At 32.2% G+C, this 19875-nt stretch carries 17 protein-coding genes; 10 read left to right on the top strand and 7 right to left on the bottom strand.

The features are described 5' to 3' along the window. Positions 1-265 precede the first annotated feature (265 nt). A complete protein-coding gene (locus tag QO200_RS05145; protein ID WP_371537209.1) occupies positions 266-925 on the bottom strand; it encodes a toxin-antitoxin system YwqK family antitoxin in 660 nt (219 codons plus the stop codon). Between the two features lie 507 nt (positions 926-1432). Here QO200_RS05145 and QO200_RS05140 point away from each other — a divergent pair. The 10 genes from QO200_RS05140 (at position 1433) to QO200_RS05095 (ending at position 11578) form a co-directional block, all read left to right on the top strand. After that, positions 1433-2749 (top strand): TolC family protein, encoded by a 1317-nt coding sequence (locus tag QO200_RS05140; protein ID WP_371537207.1) that lies wholly within the window; start codon positions 1433-1435, stop codon positions 2747-2749. Positions 2750-2759: 10 nt separating this feature from the next. Next, on the top strand, positions 2760-3956 hold the full coding sequence (locus QO200_RS05135) for an efflux RND transporter periplasmic adaptor subunit (protein ID WP_371537205.1): 1197 nt from the start codon (positions 2760-2762) through the stop codon (positions 3954-3956). A gap of 10 nt (positions 3957-3966) precedes the next feature. Beyond that, positions 3967-4710, top strand: coding sequence for an ABC transporter ATP-binding protein (locus QO200_RS05130; protein WP_371537202.1), 744 nt, complete (start codon positions 3967-3969; stop codon positions 4708-4710). A gap of 2 nt (positions 4711-4712) precedes the next feature. Then, a complete protein-coding gene (locus QO200_RS05125) occupies positions 4713-5933 on the top strand; it encodes an ABC transporter permease (RefSeq protein ID WP_371537198.1) in 1221 nt (406 codons plus the stop codon). Positions 5934-5939: 6 nt separating this feature from the next. After that, a complete protein-coding gene (locus QO200_RS05120) occupies positions 5940-6977 on the top strand; it encodes a sensor histidine kinase (protein WP_371537196.1) in 1038 nt (345 codons plus the stop codon). 61 nt (positions 6978-7038) lie between these two features. Next, entirely contained in the window at positions 7039-8355 is a 1317-nt protein-coding gene (locus QO200_RS05115) for a YHYH protein (RefSeq protein ID WP_371537194.1), read from the top strand. Next, positions 8355-8954 carry a YbhB/YbcL family Raf kinase inhibitor-like protein gene (locus tag QO200_RS05110; protein WP_371537191.1) on the top strand — a complete coding sequence of 200 codons (600 nt, stop codon included), beginning with the start codon at positions 8355-8357 and terminating at the stop codon, positions 8952-8954. The genes QO200_RS05115 and QO200_RS05110 overlap by 1 nt, the downstream gene beginning before the upstream one ends. Positions 8955-8962: 8 nt before the next feature. Beyond that, on the top strand, positions 8963-9970 hold the full coding sequence (locus QO200_RS05105; protein ID WP_371537188.1) for a hypothetical protein: 1008 nt from the start codon (positions 8963-8965) through the stop codon (positions 9968-9970). 21 nt (positions 9971-9991) lie between these two features. Then, positions 9992-10726 (top strand): LytR/AlgR family response regulator transcription factor, encoded by a 735-nt coding sequence (locus QO200_RS05100; RefSeq protein WP_371537186.1) that lies wholly within the window; start codon positions 9992-9994, stop codon positions 10724-10726. A gap of 105 nt (positions 10727-10831) precedes the next feature. Then, positions 10832-11578, top strand: a complete 747-nt coding sequence (locus tag QO200_RS05095; RefSeq protein ID WP_371537183.1) for a hypothetical protein — start codon at positions 10832-10834, stop codon at positions 11576-11578. A 484-nt stretch (positions 11579-12062) separates the two neighbouring features. Here QO200_RS05095 and QO200_RS05090 read toward each other — a convergent pair whose 3' ends face one another. The 6 genes from QO200_RS05090 to QO200_RS05065 form a co-directional block, all read right to left on the bottom strand. Further along, entirely contained in the window at positions 12063-12647 is a 585-nt protein-coding gene (locus QO200_RS05090; RefSeq protein WP_371537180.1) for a fasciclin domain-containing protein, read from the bottom strand. Positions 12648-13058: 411 nt separating this feature from the next. Further along, positions 13059-13511 (bottom strand): hypothetical protein, encoded by a 453-nt coding sequence (locus QO200_RS05085; RefSeq protein ID WP_371537178.1) that lies wholly within the window; start codon positions 13509-13511, stop codon positions 13059-13061. Between the two features lie 934 nt (positions 13512-14445). Further along, positions 14446-16074 (bottom strand): long-chain fatty acid--CoA ligase, encoded by a 1629-nt coding sequence (locus QO200_RS05080; RefSeq protein ID WP_371537175.1) that lies wholly within the window; start codon positions 16072-16074, stop codon positions 14446-14448. A gap of 403 nt (positions 16075-16477) precedes the next feature. Further along, complete coding sequence (locus QO200_RS05075; protein WP_371537172.1) at positions 16478-17470, bottom strand: phosphotransferase; 993 nt, start codon at positions 17468-17470, stop codon at positions 16478-16480. Positions 17471-17575: 105 nt separating this feature from the next. Beyond that, positions 17576-18610, bottom strand: coding sequence for a serine hydrolase domain-containing protein (locus QO200_RS05070; RefSeq protein ID WP_371537170.1), 1035 nt, complete (start codon positions 18608-18610; stop codon positions 17576-17578). 155 nt (positions 18611-18765) lie between these two features. After that, the gene (locus tag QO200_RS05065; protein WP_371537167.1) at positions 18766-19764 is read right to left on the bottom strand and encodes a YhdH/YhfP family quinone oxidoreductase; all 999 of its coding nucleotides are present in this window, start codon (positions 19762-19764) and stop codon (positions 18766-18768) included. Positions 19765-19875: the final 111 nt, after the last annotated feature.

Here is a 19875-nt window from a genome sequence, read left to right as displayed (position 1 = left end):
AGCTATCACTTTTGCAAGAAAGTGTTCTCCGCTAGATAACAAACTAAGTTATGAAATTTATTGTTTATGTGTACTGCAAATGTCGTAAATAGCTTAAAATGAGATTCAAAGTGGAATTACAAATGAAAATAAGTTTCTATTTTTCTGTTTCTGCGAATTATTTGGTGGTTTTATTTTGTTTTTTAAGCCGATTTATCAGCACAAATTTAAGAGAATCCATAAGGTGCTTCATCTAACTATTTTATACAGTTATGTCTAAAGTTTTTTATTTAATTCCGTAAGGTTTGATTGGTAATTCATCCTGCCATTTCGCTCCATATTTTTTATTTAAATATTCTGAAATCATCTGATTATTTTTAGACGCTCTTCTAAAGGAAAAAGGGTCGATTGCGCAATTCTCTATGATCAGCCCAATTCCATATTTCTCTTTAAAATTCAAATATTCTTGTGGTATTTTATTATCAATTCCGTGAATAATAAAATTTAAATTTCTGTCAATATCATATAAGTTCATTGCTTCATTTTCATTGGTAAAAGTATCTTTATCAACTTTGTGACCTTCTTCATCGTAACGAGATATGATGCTAGTTAACTTTCCATTATCCCATTCTGTTTCTGTATAAATTGTACCATTAGTATGATATGATTTCCATATTCCATGCTTCTTGCCCTCTATGAAAGTTCCAATAGCTTCCCGATTACCATTCTCTTGAAATATTTCCCATTTGCCAGTTTTCTCTCCATTCGAGTATTTTCCTATTTGAAATAGATTTCCGTTATCATAGAAATGTTTCCATTTTCCATTTTTTATTTCATTGGTAATTTTTCCTTGAGCTTTTAGCTTTCCATTTTGATAAAAGTCTTTTTGTATCGTGCAAGAAATGAATGTCAAAGAGGTTATAATTATAAGGAAAAGTTTTTTCATAATTTTTTCGGTAACGTTATACTAGAATAAATGCCACGAGTTATAAATTATTACACTAGCTAAGGTAAAAATAAAAGAACATAAACTATCAAAAGGTTTTTTTATTTTTTATAACCGTACAATATATTGTTTTTCAGTGTTTTAATATTATTTAGATGATTGTCATTATCTTGAATAATGTGCCCTTTTAGCACGAGAGTTGAGTGCCTTGGCTATAGCTGGTTTAGCAATTATATTTATGAGGAGTAAGACAGTATTCAAGTTCTCCAAATTCTTTTTTAGGAGTTGCCTAGATAAAAACGCTTCGTTTTCTTTCTTATTCATTATAGGTAATCTACAAAAGCAAGCATTGTAAATTAGAAGTAGTTATATATGCTTGTTCCTTGACTGATTTTTCGTCTATGAAATCATACAAATCTTATAGGAACTTTAGGCAAACTTCTATTTCGATTTATTAACGATGGAATTAGTTTGACCTTTGTTTTATAAAAATTAAACATTTATAAAATGAAAGTATATATTTTAGTGATTAGCCTTTTCTTTTTAGAATTTAGTTTTGCTCAAGAAAAGCCAAGCGAGAAAGTATGGTCTTTACAGGATTGCATCACTTATGCTCTAGAAAACAATATAACAATAAAGGAAGCTTCTTTGAATACAAGTATTGCAGAGGTTGATTATAGTAAAGCAAAATCATCGCGTTTGCCTAATTTATTTGGTAGTGCCTCTCAAAATTTCTCTAATGGGAATGCCATTGATCCTATTACAAGTAGTTATGTCACGGATCAAATTTACAATACTAATTTAGGGATTAACAGCTCAATGACGCTGTTTCAAGGAAACCAAATTAATAATCGTATCAAGCAAAATAAATTAGTTGTTGAGCAAAATACTTTTTTAGAAGAAGAAGCTAAAAACAATATTGTGATTAGCATTCTTCAAACATATTTGCAAGCCTTGTATAATAAAGAGGGGATTGTAATTGCCGAAAATAATTTGGCTGCTTCAGAAAAAGAAGTGCTACGAGCAAAATCAAGATTTGATGCGGGATCGATTGCTTTAAATGATTATACCGAAGCACAAAGTCAATCAGCGACAAATAAATATAATTTGATTACGTCCAAAAACACGTACCAACAATATTTAATAACATTAAAACAGTTATTAGAATTGCGTCCGACAGAAGATTTTGAAATTTCAGATCAAAGTAATTCTTTAATGAGTGCAGGATTTGATAAAATGGATATTTACAATAAAGCTTTGAATTATTTGCCAGAAATAAGTTCAAGCAATACAAATATTGCAGTAAATAAAAAGGAATTAGACATTGCAAAAGGAGGTTACTTGCCCACATTATCACTTGCAAGTAGTATAGGTTCTGGGTATACGAGTATTAATGATAGTAATTTCACAGATCAATTGAACTTGAATTTTAATCAAAAAATAGGTTTGTCACTAAGTGTTCCCATTTTTAATAGAAACCAAACAAAAGCTGCTGTACAAACTGCATCAAGTAATATCGAAAAAGCAGAAATTCAAAAGCAAACTGTTGTTAAAGAAGTGTATAAAAAAGTTGAAACAGCTTATCAAAATGCTATTTCAGCACAAGAACAGGTTGTTGCTGCAACGGCTTCAAAAGAAGCCGCTACCCAGTCGTATAAGCTGGCGCAAAAAAAATATGAATTGGGAGCGCTAAGTACTACAGATTTAGTGATTAGCCAAAACACATTTACAAATGCAGAACAGAATTATTTACAGGCCAAATATTTAAATATTTTATACTATCAACTATTGCAATTCTATCAAGGAAACGACATCAAACTTTAATATTAAAAAAATGAATAAAAAGAAAATAATCATAGCAGGTATCGCATTAGTAATTTTGATTGGTATTGGGTACACCATTTTTAAAACCGATGATAATGTGCTTATCGAAGCAAAAACTGTTGAGGCAAAAACTGAAAATGTAACCACAAGGGTAACTGCAACTGGAACCGTTGAACCTATTATACAAGTAGAGGTGGGGACACAGGTTTCTGGAGTGGTAGAAAAAATCTACGTGGATTACAACAGTGTAGTAAAAGCAGGTCAGCTAATTGCAGAGTTAGATAAAACAAATCTTAATTCCTCTTTATCACTAGCGCAGGCAGCTTATGATAATGCGGTGAGCCAAAGGTTTTACACCAAAACTATTTATGACAGACTAAAAACTTTGTTTGACAATCAGGTGATTAGCAAATCAGATTTTGATGATGCCCAATATAACTATCAAACGGCAAAAGGTACGGTAACGCAACGTTTATCAGACTTACAAAAAGCAAAAACAAATTTAAGCTATGCCAATATTTATTCGCCAATTGATGGCGTTATATTGTCTAGAGCTATTGATGAAGGACAAACAGTAGCAGCAAGTTTAAGTACACCAACCTTATTTACCATTGCAAAAGATTTAAAAGAAATGCAAGTAGAAGCAGATGTAGATGAAGCAGATATAGGTCAAGTAAAAGAAGGACAACGTGTTGAGTTTACTGTAGATGCTTACATAGGTAAAGTTTTTGATGGAGTTGTAACACAAGTTCGTTTAGATCCTACAGTAACATCAAATGTAGTAACCTATACGGTGGTTATTAAAGCTGATAATCCAGATTTAAAATTAAAACCAGGATTAACAGCGACCATTTCAATTTACACATTAGAACTTAAGGATGTGTTAAGTATTGAAGCTAAAGCTGTTAATTTTAAGCCCGAAGATGCGGTGTTATCAAGTTACAATGCACAGCATAATTTACCTATAAGCACAACCAAACAAGCAGATAACGCTAGTACAGTTTGGGTGTTGAATTCTGATAGTTCCTTAAGTCCAAAAACAGTTAGCTTGGGTGCCAGTGATGGCGTAAATGTACAAGTTTTAAGCGGTATCAGTAAAGGAGATAAACTAGTATATAGCCTAAAAGAAACGACAGAAAAAGTAGCAAAACAAGGCGCAAGTGAAAGTCCTTTTATGCAAAAACCACCAGGAGCTGGTAAAAAATAAGTAAATCATCATGAGTAAAGAAATTATTAAAATAGAAGATTTAAAACGAGAGTTTATTATGGGAACCGAAACGGTTCATGCGTTGAGAGGCATTTCGTTTACCATAAATGAAGGCGAATTTGTTACCATAATGGGGTCTAGTGGTTCTGGTAAAAGTACGTTGCTAAATATTTTAGGCTGTTTAGATCAACCTACATCAGGAATATATGAAATTGATGGTGTCAAAGTAAAGGACCTCAGTAGAGATCAGCTGGCAACTATAAGAAATGAAAAGATTGGATTTATTTTTCAATCCTATAATTTATTGGCTAGAACATCTGCTATTGAAAATGTAGAATTACCACTTTTATACAACAGTAAGGTTTCTACTGATGAACGCAGAAAAAGAGCCATTAAAGCCTTAGAGATGGTTGGTTTAGCAGATCGAATGGATCATACCCCTTCGCAACTTTCGGGGGGACAGCAACAACGTGTAGCTATTGCAAGATCGTTGGTTAATAATCCGGTTATGATACTTGCAGATGAAGCAACAGGAAATTTGGATACAAGGACATCTTATGAAATTATGACCTTGTTTCAAGATCTAAACAAACAAGGGATTACGATTGCTTTTGTAACACACGAACCAGACATTGCTACATTTAGTGGTAGAACAATTGTATTAAAAGACGGGCATATTACGCAAGATTATAAAAATGAAAATATACAATCTGCTGCTGAGCAACTTGCAAAATTACCTAAACAAGACGATTAATTATGAGACTATTAAATTTACTAAAAATCGCTACTAAAGCTATTGTTCTAAATAAAACAAGGACTTTGCTTACTATGTTAGGAATAATTATTGGAGTCGCCTCAGTAATTGCAATGTTGGCTATTGGTGAAGGTTCAAAAGAAAGTATACGTTCGACTATTTCAAGTATGGGGTCCAATATGATTACCATTAGACCCGGAACTGATGTACGTGGAGGAGTGCGACAAGAACGTAGTGCTATGGAGACTCTAAAACTAAAAGACTATTTAGCCCTAAAAAAAGAAGCTACCTTATTGACCTATATCTCTCCTTTGGTAAACGGGGGTGGTCAAGTTATAAACGGATCGAATAACTGGCCGTCTACAATTTACGGTGTGAATCAAGATTATTTAGAAATTAAAATAACAGAATTACAAAGCGGGAGTATGTTCACAGATGCCGAAGTGCAGTCTGCTTCTAAAGTAGCTTTGATTGGTCAAACGGTTGTAGATAATATATTTCCAAATGGTCAAGATCCAATTGGACAGATGATTCGTTTCAATAATATTCCGTTTACAGTCATAGGAGTATTAGAAGAAAAAGGAGAAAATACTTTTGGACAAGATCAAGATGACGTAGTTATTGCACCTTATACAACCGTACAAAAAAGAATTTTAGCAATAAATTTTTTGGAATCTATTGTTGCCTCCGCTGTGAGTGAAGAAGAGGCTCCTCAAGCTGTGATTCAAGTAAGCGAAATTATGCGTTCTCAACACAACTTAGAAGAAACCGCAGAAGACGATTTTAATGTACGTTCTATGGAAGAATTGATTTCGACCTTTAGTTCTACAAGTGAAATGCTAACGGTGCTTTTAGTCGCAATAGCTAGTATTTCATTGTTAATTGGTGGTATCGGAATAATGAATATTATGTATGTTTCGGTAAAAGAACGTACTAAAGAAATTGGTTTACGAATGGCAGTAGGGGCAAGAGGGTCTGATATTTTAATGCAATTTTTAATTGAAGCTATACTAATAAGCATAACAGGAGGAGTCTTAGGAGTAATGTTAGGACTTGGTGCTACTGTTTTTATCGAAAAATTCTTAAATTGGCCCACAAGTGTTGCTTTGTATTCAATAGTAATTTCATTCATAGTATGTGCTGTAACCGGAATATTCTTTGGATGGTATCCTGCAAAAAAAGCAGCAGCTTTAGACCCAATAACCGCTTTACGTTACGAGTAAACAATTATGAAAAATAATAAAAAAATAACAATCGCTTCGCATTTGCTAGTTTGGATATTTCTGTTTAGCATGCCATATCTATTGACATCACAACAAGAAGGTGTCAATAGAATTATAGCACATTTTTGGGTTCCATTAGTATTTTATGCGATAATTTTTTATACAAACTATTTCCTTTTAATTAATCGATTTCTGTTTGCTAAAAAAAACATAGAGTTTATTAGTATCAACGTTTTATTAATTGTGGCTTTTATATTTTTAAAAGAGCAAAACGAAATTGCTTTTTTTCAAGAGCTTATACGGGATAAGCCAGTGAACAAGGACGGGGAAGGGGGGCCGCCTTTTCAATTATTTATTTATATGCAAATGTTACCGTACTTAGCTTCAGTTCTTTTCTCTGTAGCGGTAAAAACGACTAATAGATTAACAAAAAAAGAAGCTGAAAGTAAAGAAGCAGCTAATATTAAATTAGAATCAGAGTTGCAGCATTTGCATTATCAGTTACAGCCACATTTCTTTTTTAATTCATTGAATAATATTTATTCTCTTGTAGACACTTCTCCTGAGCAAGCTAAAAAAACAATTCATAGCTTGAGCAAACTAATGCGTTATATGTTGTATGAAACAAATATGGAGCTGGTGCCACTTTCTAAAGAAATCGATTTTATGAAAAGGTTTATCGATTTAATGAAGTTGCGCGTTTCAGATAAAATAATTGTAAATTATAATTTTCCCACAAAAGAAACAGGAATTCAATTAGCCCCATTGTTATTCATATCGTTAATAGAAAATGCTTTTAAACATGGAGTTTCCGCTAGCAAAGAAAGTCAGATTTCTATAAATATGACTATAGAAAATAAGAAAGTATTATTTATAATTGAAAATGATAATTTTCCTAAAAGAACAGATGATAAAAGTGGTTCTGGTATTGGGTTACCAAATTTAAAGAAACGACTAGAATTACTTTATCCTAACAAACATATTTTTGATATTACAATAAAGAATAATTATTTTTTAGTAACTTTAGAAATAGAAACTTCTTAATAATAAACAATTCAAAATTTAGAAAAAACAGATTGAAAACAGAAATATTAAAATATGATATATGAAAAATTTAATTTTAATTGTAGCTTTTTTTCTAATAAATAGTAATCTCTTTGCGCATGAAGGTGGACATGGAGTCTCACTAAAAACATGGAAAGTAACTTCTACAAATGAACAAATAAGTGCAGACTTTATAAAATATGAAAATAATAAAGTTTGGCTTCTGGACGGCAATCATAATATTAAAGCCTATCTCATTTCAGATTTTTCTAATGAAGACCAAAAATATATCCAGACTAGAACCGAATTAATTTATTCTTTGAATAATACAAAAAACACAGACTTGGATACAATTTCATATTCAAAATGGGCACTGATACTTTTAGGTTCTATCCTGCTGTTACTCTCCATTATTCAATTGATTAAACTAAAAAAAATAATTCATTTATCGTATGGTTTTATTGGTGCTTGCTTGATTTTATTCGTTTCGTGCAAAAATGGTAGTTCCATTAAAACGACCACTCTAAACGTTCCTTCAAATAATGTTTCCTTGATGCAATCTTTTTTTGAAAAATTTGAGGGAGTTACAACTCATTCAGATAATAACTATCTATATATTTCATCCAATGGTTTGCCTAATCATGAGATGATGGTAGGAATAACAAATTGGCAACAACAAGTGCCAATTAATCAAAACTATACTGGCGAAAATAGTTGGGCAATACCGTTGCATCCAAAAATGGCTGCAAATCCGCTATCTACAAAAACCAATTTACTCAAAGGTGCCATTGCAGTTGCTGTAAATGGAATCCCGATTTTTAACCCTTTAAATAACAGAGGTGAAGATGCAAATGCCATTGGTGAATTAGACAAATGGGGCGGACATTGTGGCCGCGCGGATGACTATCATTATCATTTGCCTCCTGTGCATTTACAAAAACAAGTTGGAGCAGGAAATCCCATTGCTTATGCTGTCGATGGCTTTCCAGTATATGGTGAAACAACTGAAAAATTAGATGAATATTTAGGTAAAATGAATGCTAATGGTTCTTATGAGTACCACACTATTAAAGAGTATCCTTATTTTATTGCTGGCATGAGAGGTGAAGTGAACTTAGACCCAAATACAAAAGCTCCTGAAAATCAAGTTTTACCACAACCAAGAACACATGAACTTAGACCTGCCTTAAGACCTTTAAGAGGAGCTGAAATAACTGATTTTAAATCCTTAGGTACTAATTCGTATGCTTTAACTTACCGCTTAAATTCGGAGGATTACATCATAAAATATAAATGGGACAGCTCAAACAATTATACCTATGAATTTATAAATCCAGATGGTACCTCAACAATAGAAAAATACAAACCCAGAAAATAATGAGAATAATAAAATTTATAGTACCACTTTTAATCCTCTCTGTTTTTTCTTGTAAAAATAATAGGACAGATTTGACTAAAGTAAATCATGATGATTTCAAAACCATACATCCTAATTTCACTCTATCTAGTAGTGCGGTAGATCATGGCATTTTATTAGATGCTTTTAAATGTGAAGAGAAGGTAAATGGTGTAGAAAATTCAATACCTTTATCTTGGAAAAATGTTCCCGAGGGCACTAAATCGCTAGCTGTTGTCATGTATCATTATCCTAAAAAAGACGATAAAACTGAAATAAATTCTTATTTACTGTTATGGAATATTAGTCCGGAAATTACTGAGATTCCGTACAAAATGGCAAAAAGCGGTACTTGGTATATGGGCGCTAACAAAGACGGCAATGCTATATCCTATACTTCTCCGTGTTCACAAGGAAAAGGCAAACACACCTATATTATTGCGCTTTATGCCTTAGCCGAAACGCCTAGTTCTTTACCTACGCATCACTCTGTAGAGGTTGATTACAATGTATTTATGAACGCTATTGGTAAAACAAAAATTATTGACAGAACAACTTTGACATTTATAGATACTAAATAATTTACGATATGAAAAATATACAAAAGATAACTCCAGTACTTATTTTGGCGCTTCTTTCTCTTGCTGCTTGCAAGAATGGAACGAAAGCAGTTCAAACGAATATAGAACAATATAAAGGTACGGCAAATGTATCTCAAGGACCTGCTGAAATACTAACAAAAAACATATTTGAATGTGATCGTGGTCGTAAAGCACCTATTGGAAAAGCTACGGCACTTGATGGTAGCGTTTGGACTGTTCCGGCAGAAGTGAATTTTTCGAATACTGATTTTCCATTTGCATCTGATTTATACAATCCTTGTACTAAAGTGGAATTTAAGTCAGCTGATGAAGCACTAAAAGCTTTGGACGGATCAGACATAGTCGAAATTGATGCTGATGGAGAAATCATAACCGCTTTTGTATTTGCCGATAACTATTTTGAAATGTACATTAATGGTACTCCAGTAGGAAAAGATAATGTACCTTTTACAGAATTTAATTCTAACATTGTCCGTTTTAAGGTAAAAAAACCTTTTACAATTGCCATGAAATTAGTCGATTGGGAAGAAAATAGTGGTTTAGGTTCTGAGAATAATAGGGGAAAAGCATTTCATCCAGGTGATGGTGGAATGGTTGCGGTTTTTAAAGATGCTAAAAATGAAATCATTGCCACAACTAATTCAAATTGGAAAGCACAAACATTCTATACGGCTCCTCTAAAAGATTTATCTTGTGCTACTGAAAAAGGGACTTTAAGATTAAGCGAAAATTGTAATACAGAAGATTCTGATGATGGAACAACTTATTATGCTTTACATTGGAAAACACCTTCAGATTGGCAAACTGCAGCATTTGATGACAGTGAATGGCCTAATTCGACAGAATTTTCAAATCAAACTATAGGAGTTGATAATAAACCTTCGTATACTAATTTTACTGATATTTTTGATACTACTGCAAATGATGCTAAGTTTATTTGGTCAACTAATGTAATATTAGATAATGAAGTAATTGTTAGATATACAGTGAAATAAAAATAGAAAACAACGTAAATTATGAGCAACTTAAAAATTAGCTGTGTTATTGTAGATGATGAACCCATGGCTCTTAATTTAGTCGAAAGTTATGTTGATAAAACCCCTTTTTTAGTGCTTAAAAAAAAGTGCAGTAGTGCTATTGAAGCGCTGGAGTTTTTAAAAACAACTCCAGTAGATTTATTGTTTTTAGATATTCAAATGCCTGATTTGTCAGGGATTGAATTTTCTAAAATGCTACCTAAAGAAACCCGCATAATTTTCACCACTGCTTTTGATCAATATGCATTAGAAGGATTTAAAGTAGAGGCTTTAGATTATTTATTAAAACCGTTTGATTATGCTGAATTTTTAGCTGCATCGAATAAAGCCAATACTTGGTTTGAACTCGTAAAGGGAAAACAGCACAATGAACTTCCAGTAGAAAAAGAATTTCTATTCGTAAAATCTGAATACAAACAATTGCGGATTAAATTAGCAGATGTCCTTTATTTTGAAGGTCTTAAAGATTACATAAAGATATGGTTAAAAGATAATCCAAAACCTATATTAACACTTATGAGTTTAAAATCTTTGCAAGAAGAATTACCTGAAACTCAATTTATGAGAGTGCATCGTTCTTTTATTGTGGCTCTAAAAAATATTGAGGTTGTTGAGCGTAGTCAAATCGTAATAAATAATCAACGTATTACAATTGCAGATCAATATAAGAGTAAGTTTTTAGACTTTATAAATTCAAATTCCCTAAATATATAATCTTTCATACTTTTTAGTTTATGGTATTCATGTAAAGCGATTTACAGTAGTTTACTAGAGTATAAATTTAATGAAGGTTCAACTTCTTTTAATAAAAAATTATAGATGAAATTGTTCCGTAAGTTAAGAAGGAATTTAATCGCCTTAGGAAAGTTCAAGTCGTATCTGGTTTATGCTTTAGGCGAAATAGTGCTTATTGTAATTGGTATATCAATCGCATGGAAAATAAATGAGTTAAATGATATTCGAAAAAATAACATAGTACAAAAGAAAATCTACGCTAATTTAAACGAGGAATTGCATACAAACTTGCGTTTACTAGATGGTTTAATTGATGAGTACCCTCAAAAAATAACTTATTTAGAAAACACTTTAAATTATGTTGGTAAAAATCCAAGTGAAATAACACAGGGAGCAAAAGACACCATTATCAATTTATTTGATAAAGACGTGAATCTATTAGACAATTCAATAAATTCGATTGTTAGTACTACGAAATTCGAATTTATCGAAAAAAACGATTTAAAGGATTTGATTATTTTGTACCCAAATAAAATTTTGCTGTATAAAGAACAAAATGAGAAAATACAAGCCATAGTTACTAATCGGATTAAGCCTGTTTTAGTAAATTATATCTCATTAGCAGATAAGTTCCCTGATGGAAAATTAAAATATGAAAGAATAAAAAAAATGGGAACTAAATCTGATTATATAGGTTTACTTGCCAATAAAGAATACCAAAATAGTATTATTGATCGCATATTACAAACCCAAATTCAATTAAATAACGTCAAAACCTTACGTGGTAAAACCAGTACATTAATCACTAAATTAAAGCTGGAATTGGATTAGTGTATTTTAAAAACTTCAAAAATTTAAATATCTTCAAAAAATAATCTCTAATCAATTTAGCATCTAAGAAGCGCATGATGGTTTAGGAATGGCCCAACTCTAAATCACGGGGTTTGTAATAATAGAAATAGGGCGTAAGTATCAGTATAGTAATATGTTGAGGGTTTTTTTGTAAGGATTTTTTAAACGTTCTTATTGACATTGATTATAGCGCTATAAAAAGGAATGGCAAGTATACGAGCGACACAAATTTTAAAATAAAATTTTAAGCTTTACATCTTGGTTCTTTCAACCTGTATTTGCCCATTATTTAAAATCTACCCGATATAAGATATTATCCAGTCTTCTATTGTGGTGTTTACTATATACCGTCAAGTTAGTTGTGTCTAGAATTTTTGTGAGTGATATTAAACTTTTGTTCGTGAGTATGCATAAAAAAACCGTTACAATACTGCAACGGTTTTTAAAATAAGAAGTTAAAACCTTATTTTGGCATAACCACGGTATCAATTGCATGAATAACTCCATTTGAAGCAGCTACATCAGCAAGAACCACTGTTGCAGTTCCACCATTTGCATCTGTCAACATCACTTTTCCGTCCTTCAAGCTTAGAACAATAGTCCCTCCTTGAACAGTTGTAACACTGTATTTTCCATTATTTTTGTTAATTGCATCAATTACTGTTGCAGCGTCAAATTTTCCTGCTACAACATGATACGTCAACACTGCTTTCAGCTTATCTACATTTTCTGGTTTCAGTAAGCCTTCTACGGTCCCTGCTGGTAGTTTTGCAAATGCAGCGTCATTTGGTGCAAAAACTGTAAATGGACCTTCTCCGCTTAATGTTTCTACTAATCCTGCTGCTTTTACTGCTGTTACAAGCGTCGAGAAATCTGCATTTGCAGCTGCTACACCTACAATGTTTGGTGTTTCAACAACTACAGGCGTGTCCATTGCTACTGAAGTTGAGTCAACAACCTCTACAGACTCAGCTTCTTTTTTTTGACCACAAGAAGCAGTGATTACTCCCACTAATACGAATGCACTAATTGTTTTTGCTAATTTCATAGTTACTTTTTTTAGTTTAAAATTAATTAAGATATTCAAAGATAAGCATTTATACTATTTGTTCATTATTTTTAACAATTAATTAAACAAAACGTAAAATTAAAAGAGAGTAAGTAATGCTTTTTTTCTTGTATTATTACTATAAACTTACTTTAAGCCAAAATCTATCAATTTAATATACGTAGAGGTATCTCTGCTTTTTCTTGCTTCATTTCTATTTTTAGCGATTTTTTTATTAGGAGGTATAGATAGAAACTTAGTTATTTCATAAAATCCTGTTACGGGTAATTTTATAGGATTGAGGTATGGATTAAAGTTGCCAATTAGCTAATCGGCACCAGTATTAATAGTGCTCTTAAAATCTAATTGCTTTTCAATCTATTATTTGATATAACGATCGTATTTTTTAATTTATCTTTTTTGAGCGTATTTTAATTTCTCGAAATTCGAAGGAAATTCATTAGTTACTTCTAATTTATTAGATGTTACTGTTGGTTTAATTTTGATGACTTTGGTATCTGTGTCGATATTTACGTCGTGTTCACTTTTCATATTTACAACATCCACATGAACAACTTTAAAATGGTGTTGTCCTTTTTTAACGTTAATAATTACATATTCAGTAGGTCTTATTTGTCCTAACGCTTTATTATCAATCCAAATATTTAATCTTGCTGTATTATCTAATTTATGCATAAGAGTTGCACCATTATAGATTAGAATATTTCCATCACCTAATTTGTCTAATTCAACTTTTGCTAAATCAGTTTTAATAAAAGTATATTCTGACGCTATTGGTTGTAAAGCACAAGAAGCCATTGCTAGAAATAATGTAAAGCCAATTACTAATTTAATTTTTTTCATAGGAGTTAATTTGATTAATTGATTTTTCAGGTTGTTTTGAAATAATAAATAAAGTTTGGCCGCTTCGCTATCTACAAGGAATCCTGACTATGTATTTTCTATTGCACTTATTCTTGCTTGTGCTATTGCAATTTGACTAAAGCCTTTTGTATAGCGCTACTGATGTTCGACTAAACCTTCATTACTGTATTGTCTCAAACACAGTACTTTTGTAAAAATAATTAAAAACCATTTACACTGATGAAAAAAAACAAAACTTTAATTCCTTATGTGTCATTTTAGTATACCTACATAGAGTTGCAAGTAAGACAGTTATGTTTATAAATCCGAAGTGGTAGTTTAACTAAGTATTCATTGTTTAGTGCGTTCGCTATCGTGAGGGTGTTGGTTTTTCAAGTCCCTAGACTATTAAGCTGTTGGCATTAGTTTTTATTTGGTTTTTACTATTCTAAACCTGAAGCTATCATTTCTTATAACACGAGGGAAATGGTACCTTTTTAATCTTCTGCAATAAAAGTTCCAAGTTGTTTTGTAATCTCGTTTGATATTTTCAATTTATTTTTCGATTTTAAAATGGGGTATAATTTATAAAGAAGTCTGATAAATACCAGATTTCTTTAAAAAGCTAATATAGAACTGAAATTATATAAATCGTTTAACAGATGCAGGTTGTGCGTAAGGGATAGAAGTGGAAATCCTTTTTTAATTTATGAAGCGACTAGCGGAATAAAGAAAAAAGATTGCAACAAATAGCCCGACCGAGGTGCAACGGAGTGGAAGTGAGGTTACGCCCAAAAGAACAAGAAATAAAAAATCCGACTGGCATACACCAATCAGATTCTGTAGTAGCGTGCCATAAACAGCAACGGCTTCTATAAGTACTTAATTGTTGCGGGCTGCCATTAATCGTTTATTCTAATTAACCGCTGTTTGTTTATATAAGTTTCCCCTCAGCAAAAAGTCTTCTAATCTCTTTTTTGTCAAATTTACCAACGCTTGTTTTTGGCACTTCAGCTAAATATACATAATCTTTAGGGATTTGATATTTTACAAACTCCCTTGCTAAAAACTCAATTAATTCTTCGTCTGAGACTCTGTCTTCTGGATTTATCAAGACTATAGAGGCCAAAGGTTTTTCTACCCATTTTTCGTCTGGTATTGCAATAACCGCAGCTTCTTTAATTTTAACATGTGACATTAATGCCGATTCTAAGGCAACACTTGAAATCCATTCGCCACCACTTTTTATAAGGTCTTTTGTACGGTCTTTAATTTCCATATAACCATCTGCATCGATTGTACTGACATCACCTGTTTTAAACCAACCATCTTCAGTAAAACCATCGAGATTATTCGTTTTAAAATAGGAATTGATAACCCATGCCCCTTTTATTTGTAATTCTCCCATAGTCTTACCGTCTGCGGGAGCCAAAGTGCCTTCGTCGGTCATAATCCTTATTTCCACACCTGGAAATGCAGTACCTTGTTTGGCACGAATGTCCAGCTTTTCGTTTTCTGAAAGTTGAGCATGCTTTGGTTGTAACCTGGAAACGGTACCTAAGGGAGATGTTTCTGTCATTCCCCATGCTTGAACTCCTTTTATCCCAAAATCTTTTTCGAAACCTTCAATAAGACTTTTAGGTAGGGCAGAACCTCCTACAATATATTCTTGAAGTGCCAGCTTTTCTTTTGGTGGGTTTTCCTTCATGGCATGATAAACCCCTAACCAGATCGTAGGTACTCCGTTTGCTTTAGTTACTTTCTCTTCTTCTAGAATTTTAATAATAGCTTCTGGATTTAAATTAGAAGACGGTAGCACCATATTTGACCCAGACAAGAGACATAAATATGGAAATCCCCAAGCCATAACATGAAATTGGGGTACCACTAATAAAATGGTGTCTTGGCTACTGTAATTTCCCGCATTAGGTGATATAATGTTAGAAGCGTGCAAATACGTAGATCTGTGGGAATATAAAACTCCCTTAGGTAAACCAGTTGTTCCGCTGGTATAACACATTCCGCTAGCATCATTTTCGTTTAACGCGGGCCATTCATATTCTTCTGATTGTTCTGCAAGTAAATCTTCATAGTGTATTGTGTTTTGTAAAGAGGTTTTAAAATCTTTAGAGGCATTTATTAAGACATAACACTCTACAGTTTCAAGTAGAGGAGCAATTTTTTCTAGTAGCGGAACTAAAGTAGCATCCACAAAAATGACCCTGTCTTCAGAGTTGTTGATTATAAATTCTGTTTGATGGCTGGTTAATCTAATATTTATAGGATGGCAAATGGCTCCAATACCTGAAATACCATAGTATAATTCTACATGAGGTGCATGATTCCATGCAAAAGTACCCACCATGTCGCCTTTATTGATTCCTAATTTTTGAGTTAATGCATTAGCTAACTTTTTACATCGTTTATACATATCACCAAAGCGATACTCGTGTCGTGTTCCATCAGGTAAATAAGTTATTATTTTTTTTTGATGATAGACGCTATTTCCATATTCAAGAATAGTTGTAGTTGTGAGTGGATAATTCATTATTAAGCCTTCCATACTAAAAATTTTAATTGTTCATTTAATTTTATTCGCTTAATCGGTGCGGGAAATTCAATTTATTTCTTTTTTAGAAGATATTGAACTTCTATAGGAATACACTCCTCAAAACCAATTTTTTAAGCCTTAGCTAATATATAGCTATTTTATTTCAAATCATGACAAAACGATGATTTCATACTAGGTTTTTTATGAATAATATTCAGGAATAGATATAGTTAGCTAGTATGTAGTTCAGATTTAAAAGACATGTTAAATTGAAAAACGGTGAAGGTTTTACATAGTAAACAAGGGCTATAAATTGATTGTAATTAAGATTCCATTTTGGGAGGGAAAATATAGGGGTAAAAAATAGAGTAGTGGTACTGCAATCTTTAAGTATAGATTTTGTTAGGAGCAGGTCTTATTCGATTTCAATTTCATTAAAGAGAATCCATCGCTTTAAATTGCCTACAACTCTTTTTAAATGGTCTTCATTTAAAAATATATTTGTCCAATAATCATATCTGTCACATTGCATGCTGATATAGTAAGTCATAATTGCTAAACAAGCGAGAGGTAGAAGTCGTTTTTCCTCTTTATTAATTTCGGTTACAGTTTCGTAACCTGCAAGAAAACTTTCTGCTTTTATTTTGTAATCATTCTCATTTAAATTTGTTGAGAATAGTTGAAATAGAAAGTAGGAAATGTCTAAACACAGCCAACCATTACCACAGAAATCAAAATCAAAAAGGGTTACTTTATCTTCTTCATTAAAGTGCATATTATCAAACCATACGTCGAGGTGGACGGCGCCAAATCGTATTTGTTCCTTTTCTACATTATTAAATTTATTTTGTAGAAAACCAGCCATTTTTTCTAAAAATACCGTCTCGTCAGTTTCTTTCTTAAAAAATGCACGTGTTCGTTTTACGGAATCTATTAGTAAAACTTTATTGTCATAAGTTATTCGGTTTAAGGTAAAGTTTTCTGACGCTTTGTGCACTTTTGCTAAAGCATGTCCAATGCAAAAACTTGTTTCAGCTGTAAATCTTGCTGATTTCGTACCTTCTGCAAACGAAAATAAGACACCAAATCTTTTTCCTTCTGGTGCGTTTAACTCTTGAATGTATTCCTTTAAATTATCAGCTAGGGGGAAGGAAACAGGTGCTTTATTTTCATTCAAATGGATGAGAAGTCTTAGTTCCTCAGCTACTTCATTTTTTGTCCTCCAATCGAAAGTATAGACCCGAAAAACATATTTTTCACTACAATCAGTAACGATGTAAACGTGATTCATTGCTGCTCTAAAAAGTTTGCATTCGATATTTTTACTTAAATTATATTTATGCTGTAATAGTTCTCCCAGTTTAGTTGCTGAAAGTGTTGAATTTATAACTGGAAATTCATTAGTCATGTATTCTTTTTTTATTATTCTGTTGCTTAACTTTTTTTGCTATTGCAAAAAAGGGGAAATAAAAAGTCCGTTCGAAATTTAAAAATAGAACACGAGAATAGGAAATTACTCATTGCCGTTGTTGAGCGTTTGATTTTTTACTAATTGCATTATTTCAGTATGTACTTTGAATGTTTTTTTGAAATCATCTAAACTATTACCTGTGTTTTCCAAAATGATTAAGTTCATATTAGATTGAGGATAAAAATAACAAGCAGAAACAAAACCTGGAGCATAACCAAAAGCACCAATTTCCAAATTTTGTTCACCATCTTTAAAGAGGAGTCCATATCCATATTCAATTGTATCAAAAACAGGATGGATACGTGTGGCATATTTTGTTTCCATTAATTCCAACGTCTCTTTTTTGACTAGTTTTCCAGAGTATAAAAGTTGGTTCCATTTATTCAAATCGGCAACGTTAGAGATAAAAGAACCTGCTGCTGCATAATTAGACAAACTATTGGGCGTAAATTCTAAAACACCACTTTCACTTTCCTCATATCCTTTTACTAGATGTTTATACCTTTTATAATCAGGATGGAAGGTGTTTTTTAATAAATATTCGCTAAAGAACTCTGTTGTTAGTTTTTTGAATGTTTTAGCAGTTACTTTTTCAAGAATTTGAGCAAGTAATTCATAGCCTAATTGTGAATAATGAAATTGAGAACCTGGTTTAAATTCTAATGGCTTATCTAAAGCTACAATTCCATGAGTATGCGTTAGCAATTGATGAATAGTGATTTCCTTTGACCAAGGTTCTTTAATATCGATTAGATAGTGATTGATTTTGTCTTCAAGCCCAATTTTTCCCTTTTCATATTCTCTCAATATTAATACGGCAGTTATTTGTTTGCTTATTGAGCCAATGACAAATTGATCATTGATCGTAAGCGGCGTTTTTTTCTCTAAATCACAATAACCAGTAGCCACGGAGTATATCGCAGTAGAATCCTTCGTCAAAAGGACAACTCCATTAAAGCTATTATTCTCAATAATGGAATCGATCTTTGACGTTAAATCAGCATATTTTTTGGTTTGTGCTAATACGTGACAAGAAGTTAAAAAAGAAAATACTACAATTAGAATACTAAATTTCATTAAATTGTATCTGGGTTTAAATGACGGCTCACAGTTTAGAATGTGAAAATTACGTTTTTTAAAGCGCAACTTTCTACTATTTAATTTAGTTGCTAAAAATATTCTTTTTTATTTAATTCAACACTCTTTTTTACCATGTATCGTCTGACGTATTTTTAAATATCCAACTTAACCACAGTTCTTCCTTTTAATTTCCCTTTAAGCATTAAATCAATTTTTTCCTGTAATTCATTTAAAGTTATCTCAGTACAAGTTTCGGTTAAGCTATCAATTTTCCACTCATTTGATAATTTACTCCACACTTTCTCTCGATAGGTCATGGGATAATTTTGAGAGTCAATACCTATTAACGATATTCCTCTTAAAATGAAAGGAAACACAGTTAAATCAAGTTTTGGAGAGGCTACGTTACCACAGCAAGTAACCACGCCCATTGGACTAATGGATTTTATAATATTTTCGAGGATAACTCCACCCACAGTATCAATAGCTCCGGCAAAAGCGGGTTTTAACAGTGGTTTTTTTTCTGTTTCTTCAAAATCTTGTCGCATAATAACTTCGTCTGCTCCAATTTTTATTAAATAGTCACGTTCTGTTTCTTTGCCTGTTATTGCAGCGGTTTTATAGCCTAGCTTTTTTAAAATAGCGATACTTAAAGACCCCACGCCACCAGTAGCACCAGAAACAACTATTGGTCCATCTTCAGGTTTAACGTTTTCACTTAGTCGCAATACTGAAATACCCGCTGTTAACCCTGCTGTTCCAATAATCATTGCTTCTTTCATGCTTAGGTTTTCAGGTAGCTTTACAGCCCAGTCTTCAGGTACTTTGATATACTCTGCAAATCCTCCATCGGTATTCATTCCTAAATCATAACTGGTTACAATAACATTATCCTTGACATGAAACTTATTCGACTCTGAAGAAACAATCGTTCCTACAGCATCAATTCCTGGAGTATGAGGATAATTTCTGGTTACGCCTTTATTTCCGCTTGCAGATAAAGCATCTTTATAGTTCAAAGAGCTGTAGTGTACTCTGATAAGTACTTCGCCTTGAGCTAGTGACGTAAATGGCATTTCTTTAATTGTAGAAATGTAGTTTCCCTCATTTTCTTCCACTCTAAAAGCTTTGTATGTTGATTTAGTTTCCATAGTTGATATCTTATATGATTTGATTACTTTTGTTACAAATTTCGATAAAAATATACTGATATACAATAGCTTACAATTTTTTTCCCTACGAACATTTTGTGCTGTTTTGTG

It is taken from the genome of Flavobacterium sp. Arc3 (assembly GCF_041431375.1).
GTDB lineage: Bacteria > Bacteroidota > Bacteroidia > Flavobacteriales > Flavobacteriaceae > Flavobacterium.
This window is presented reverse-complemented; position numbering and strand designations above follow the sequence as displayed.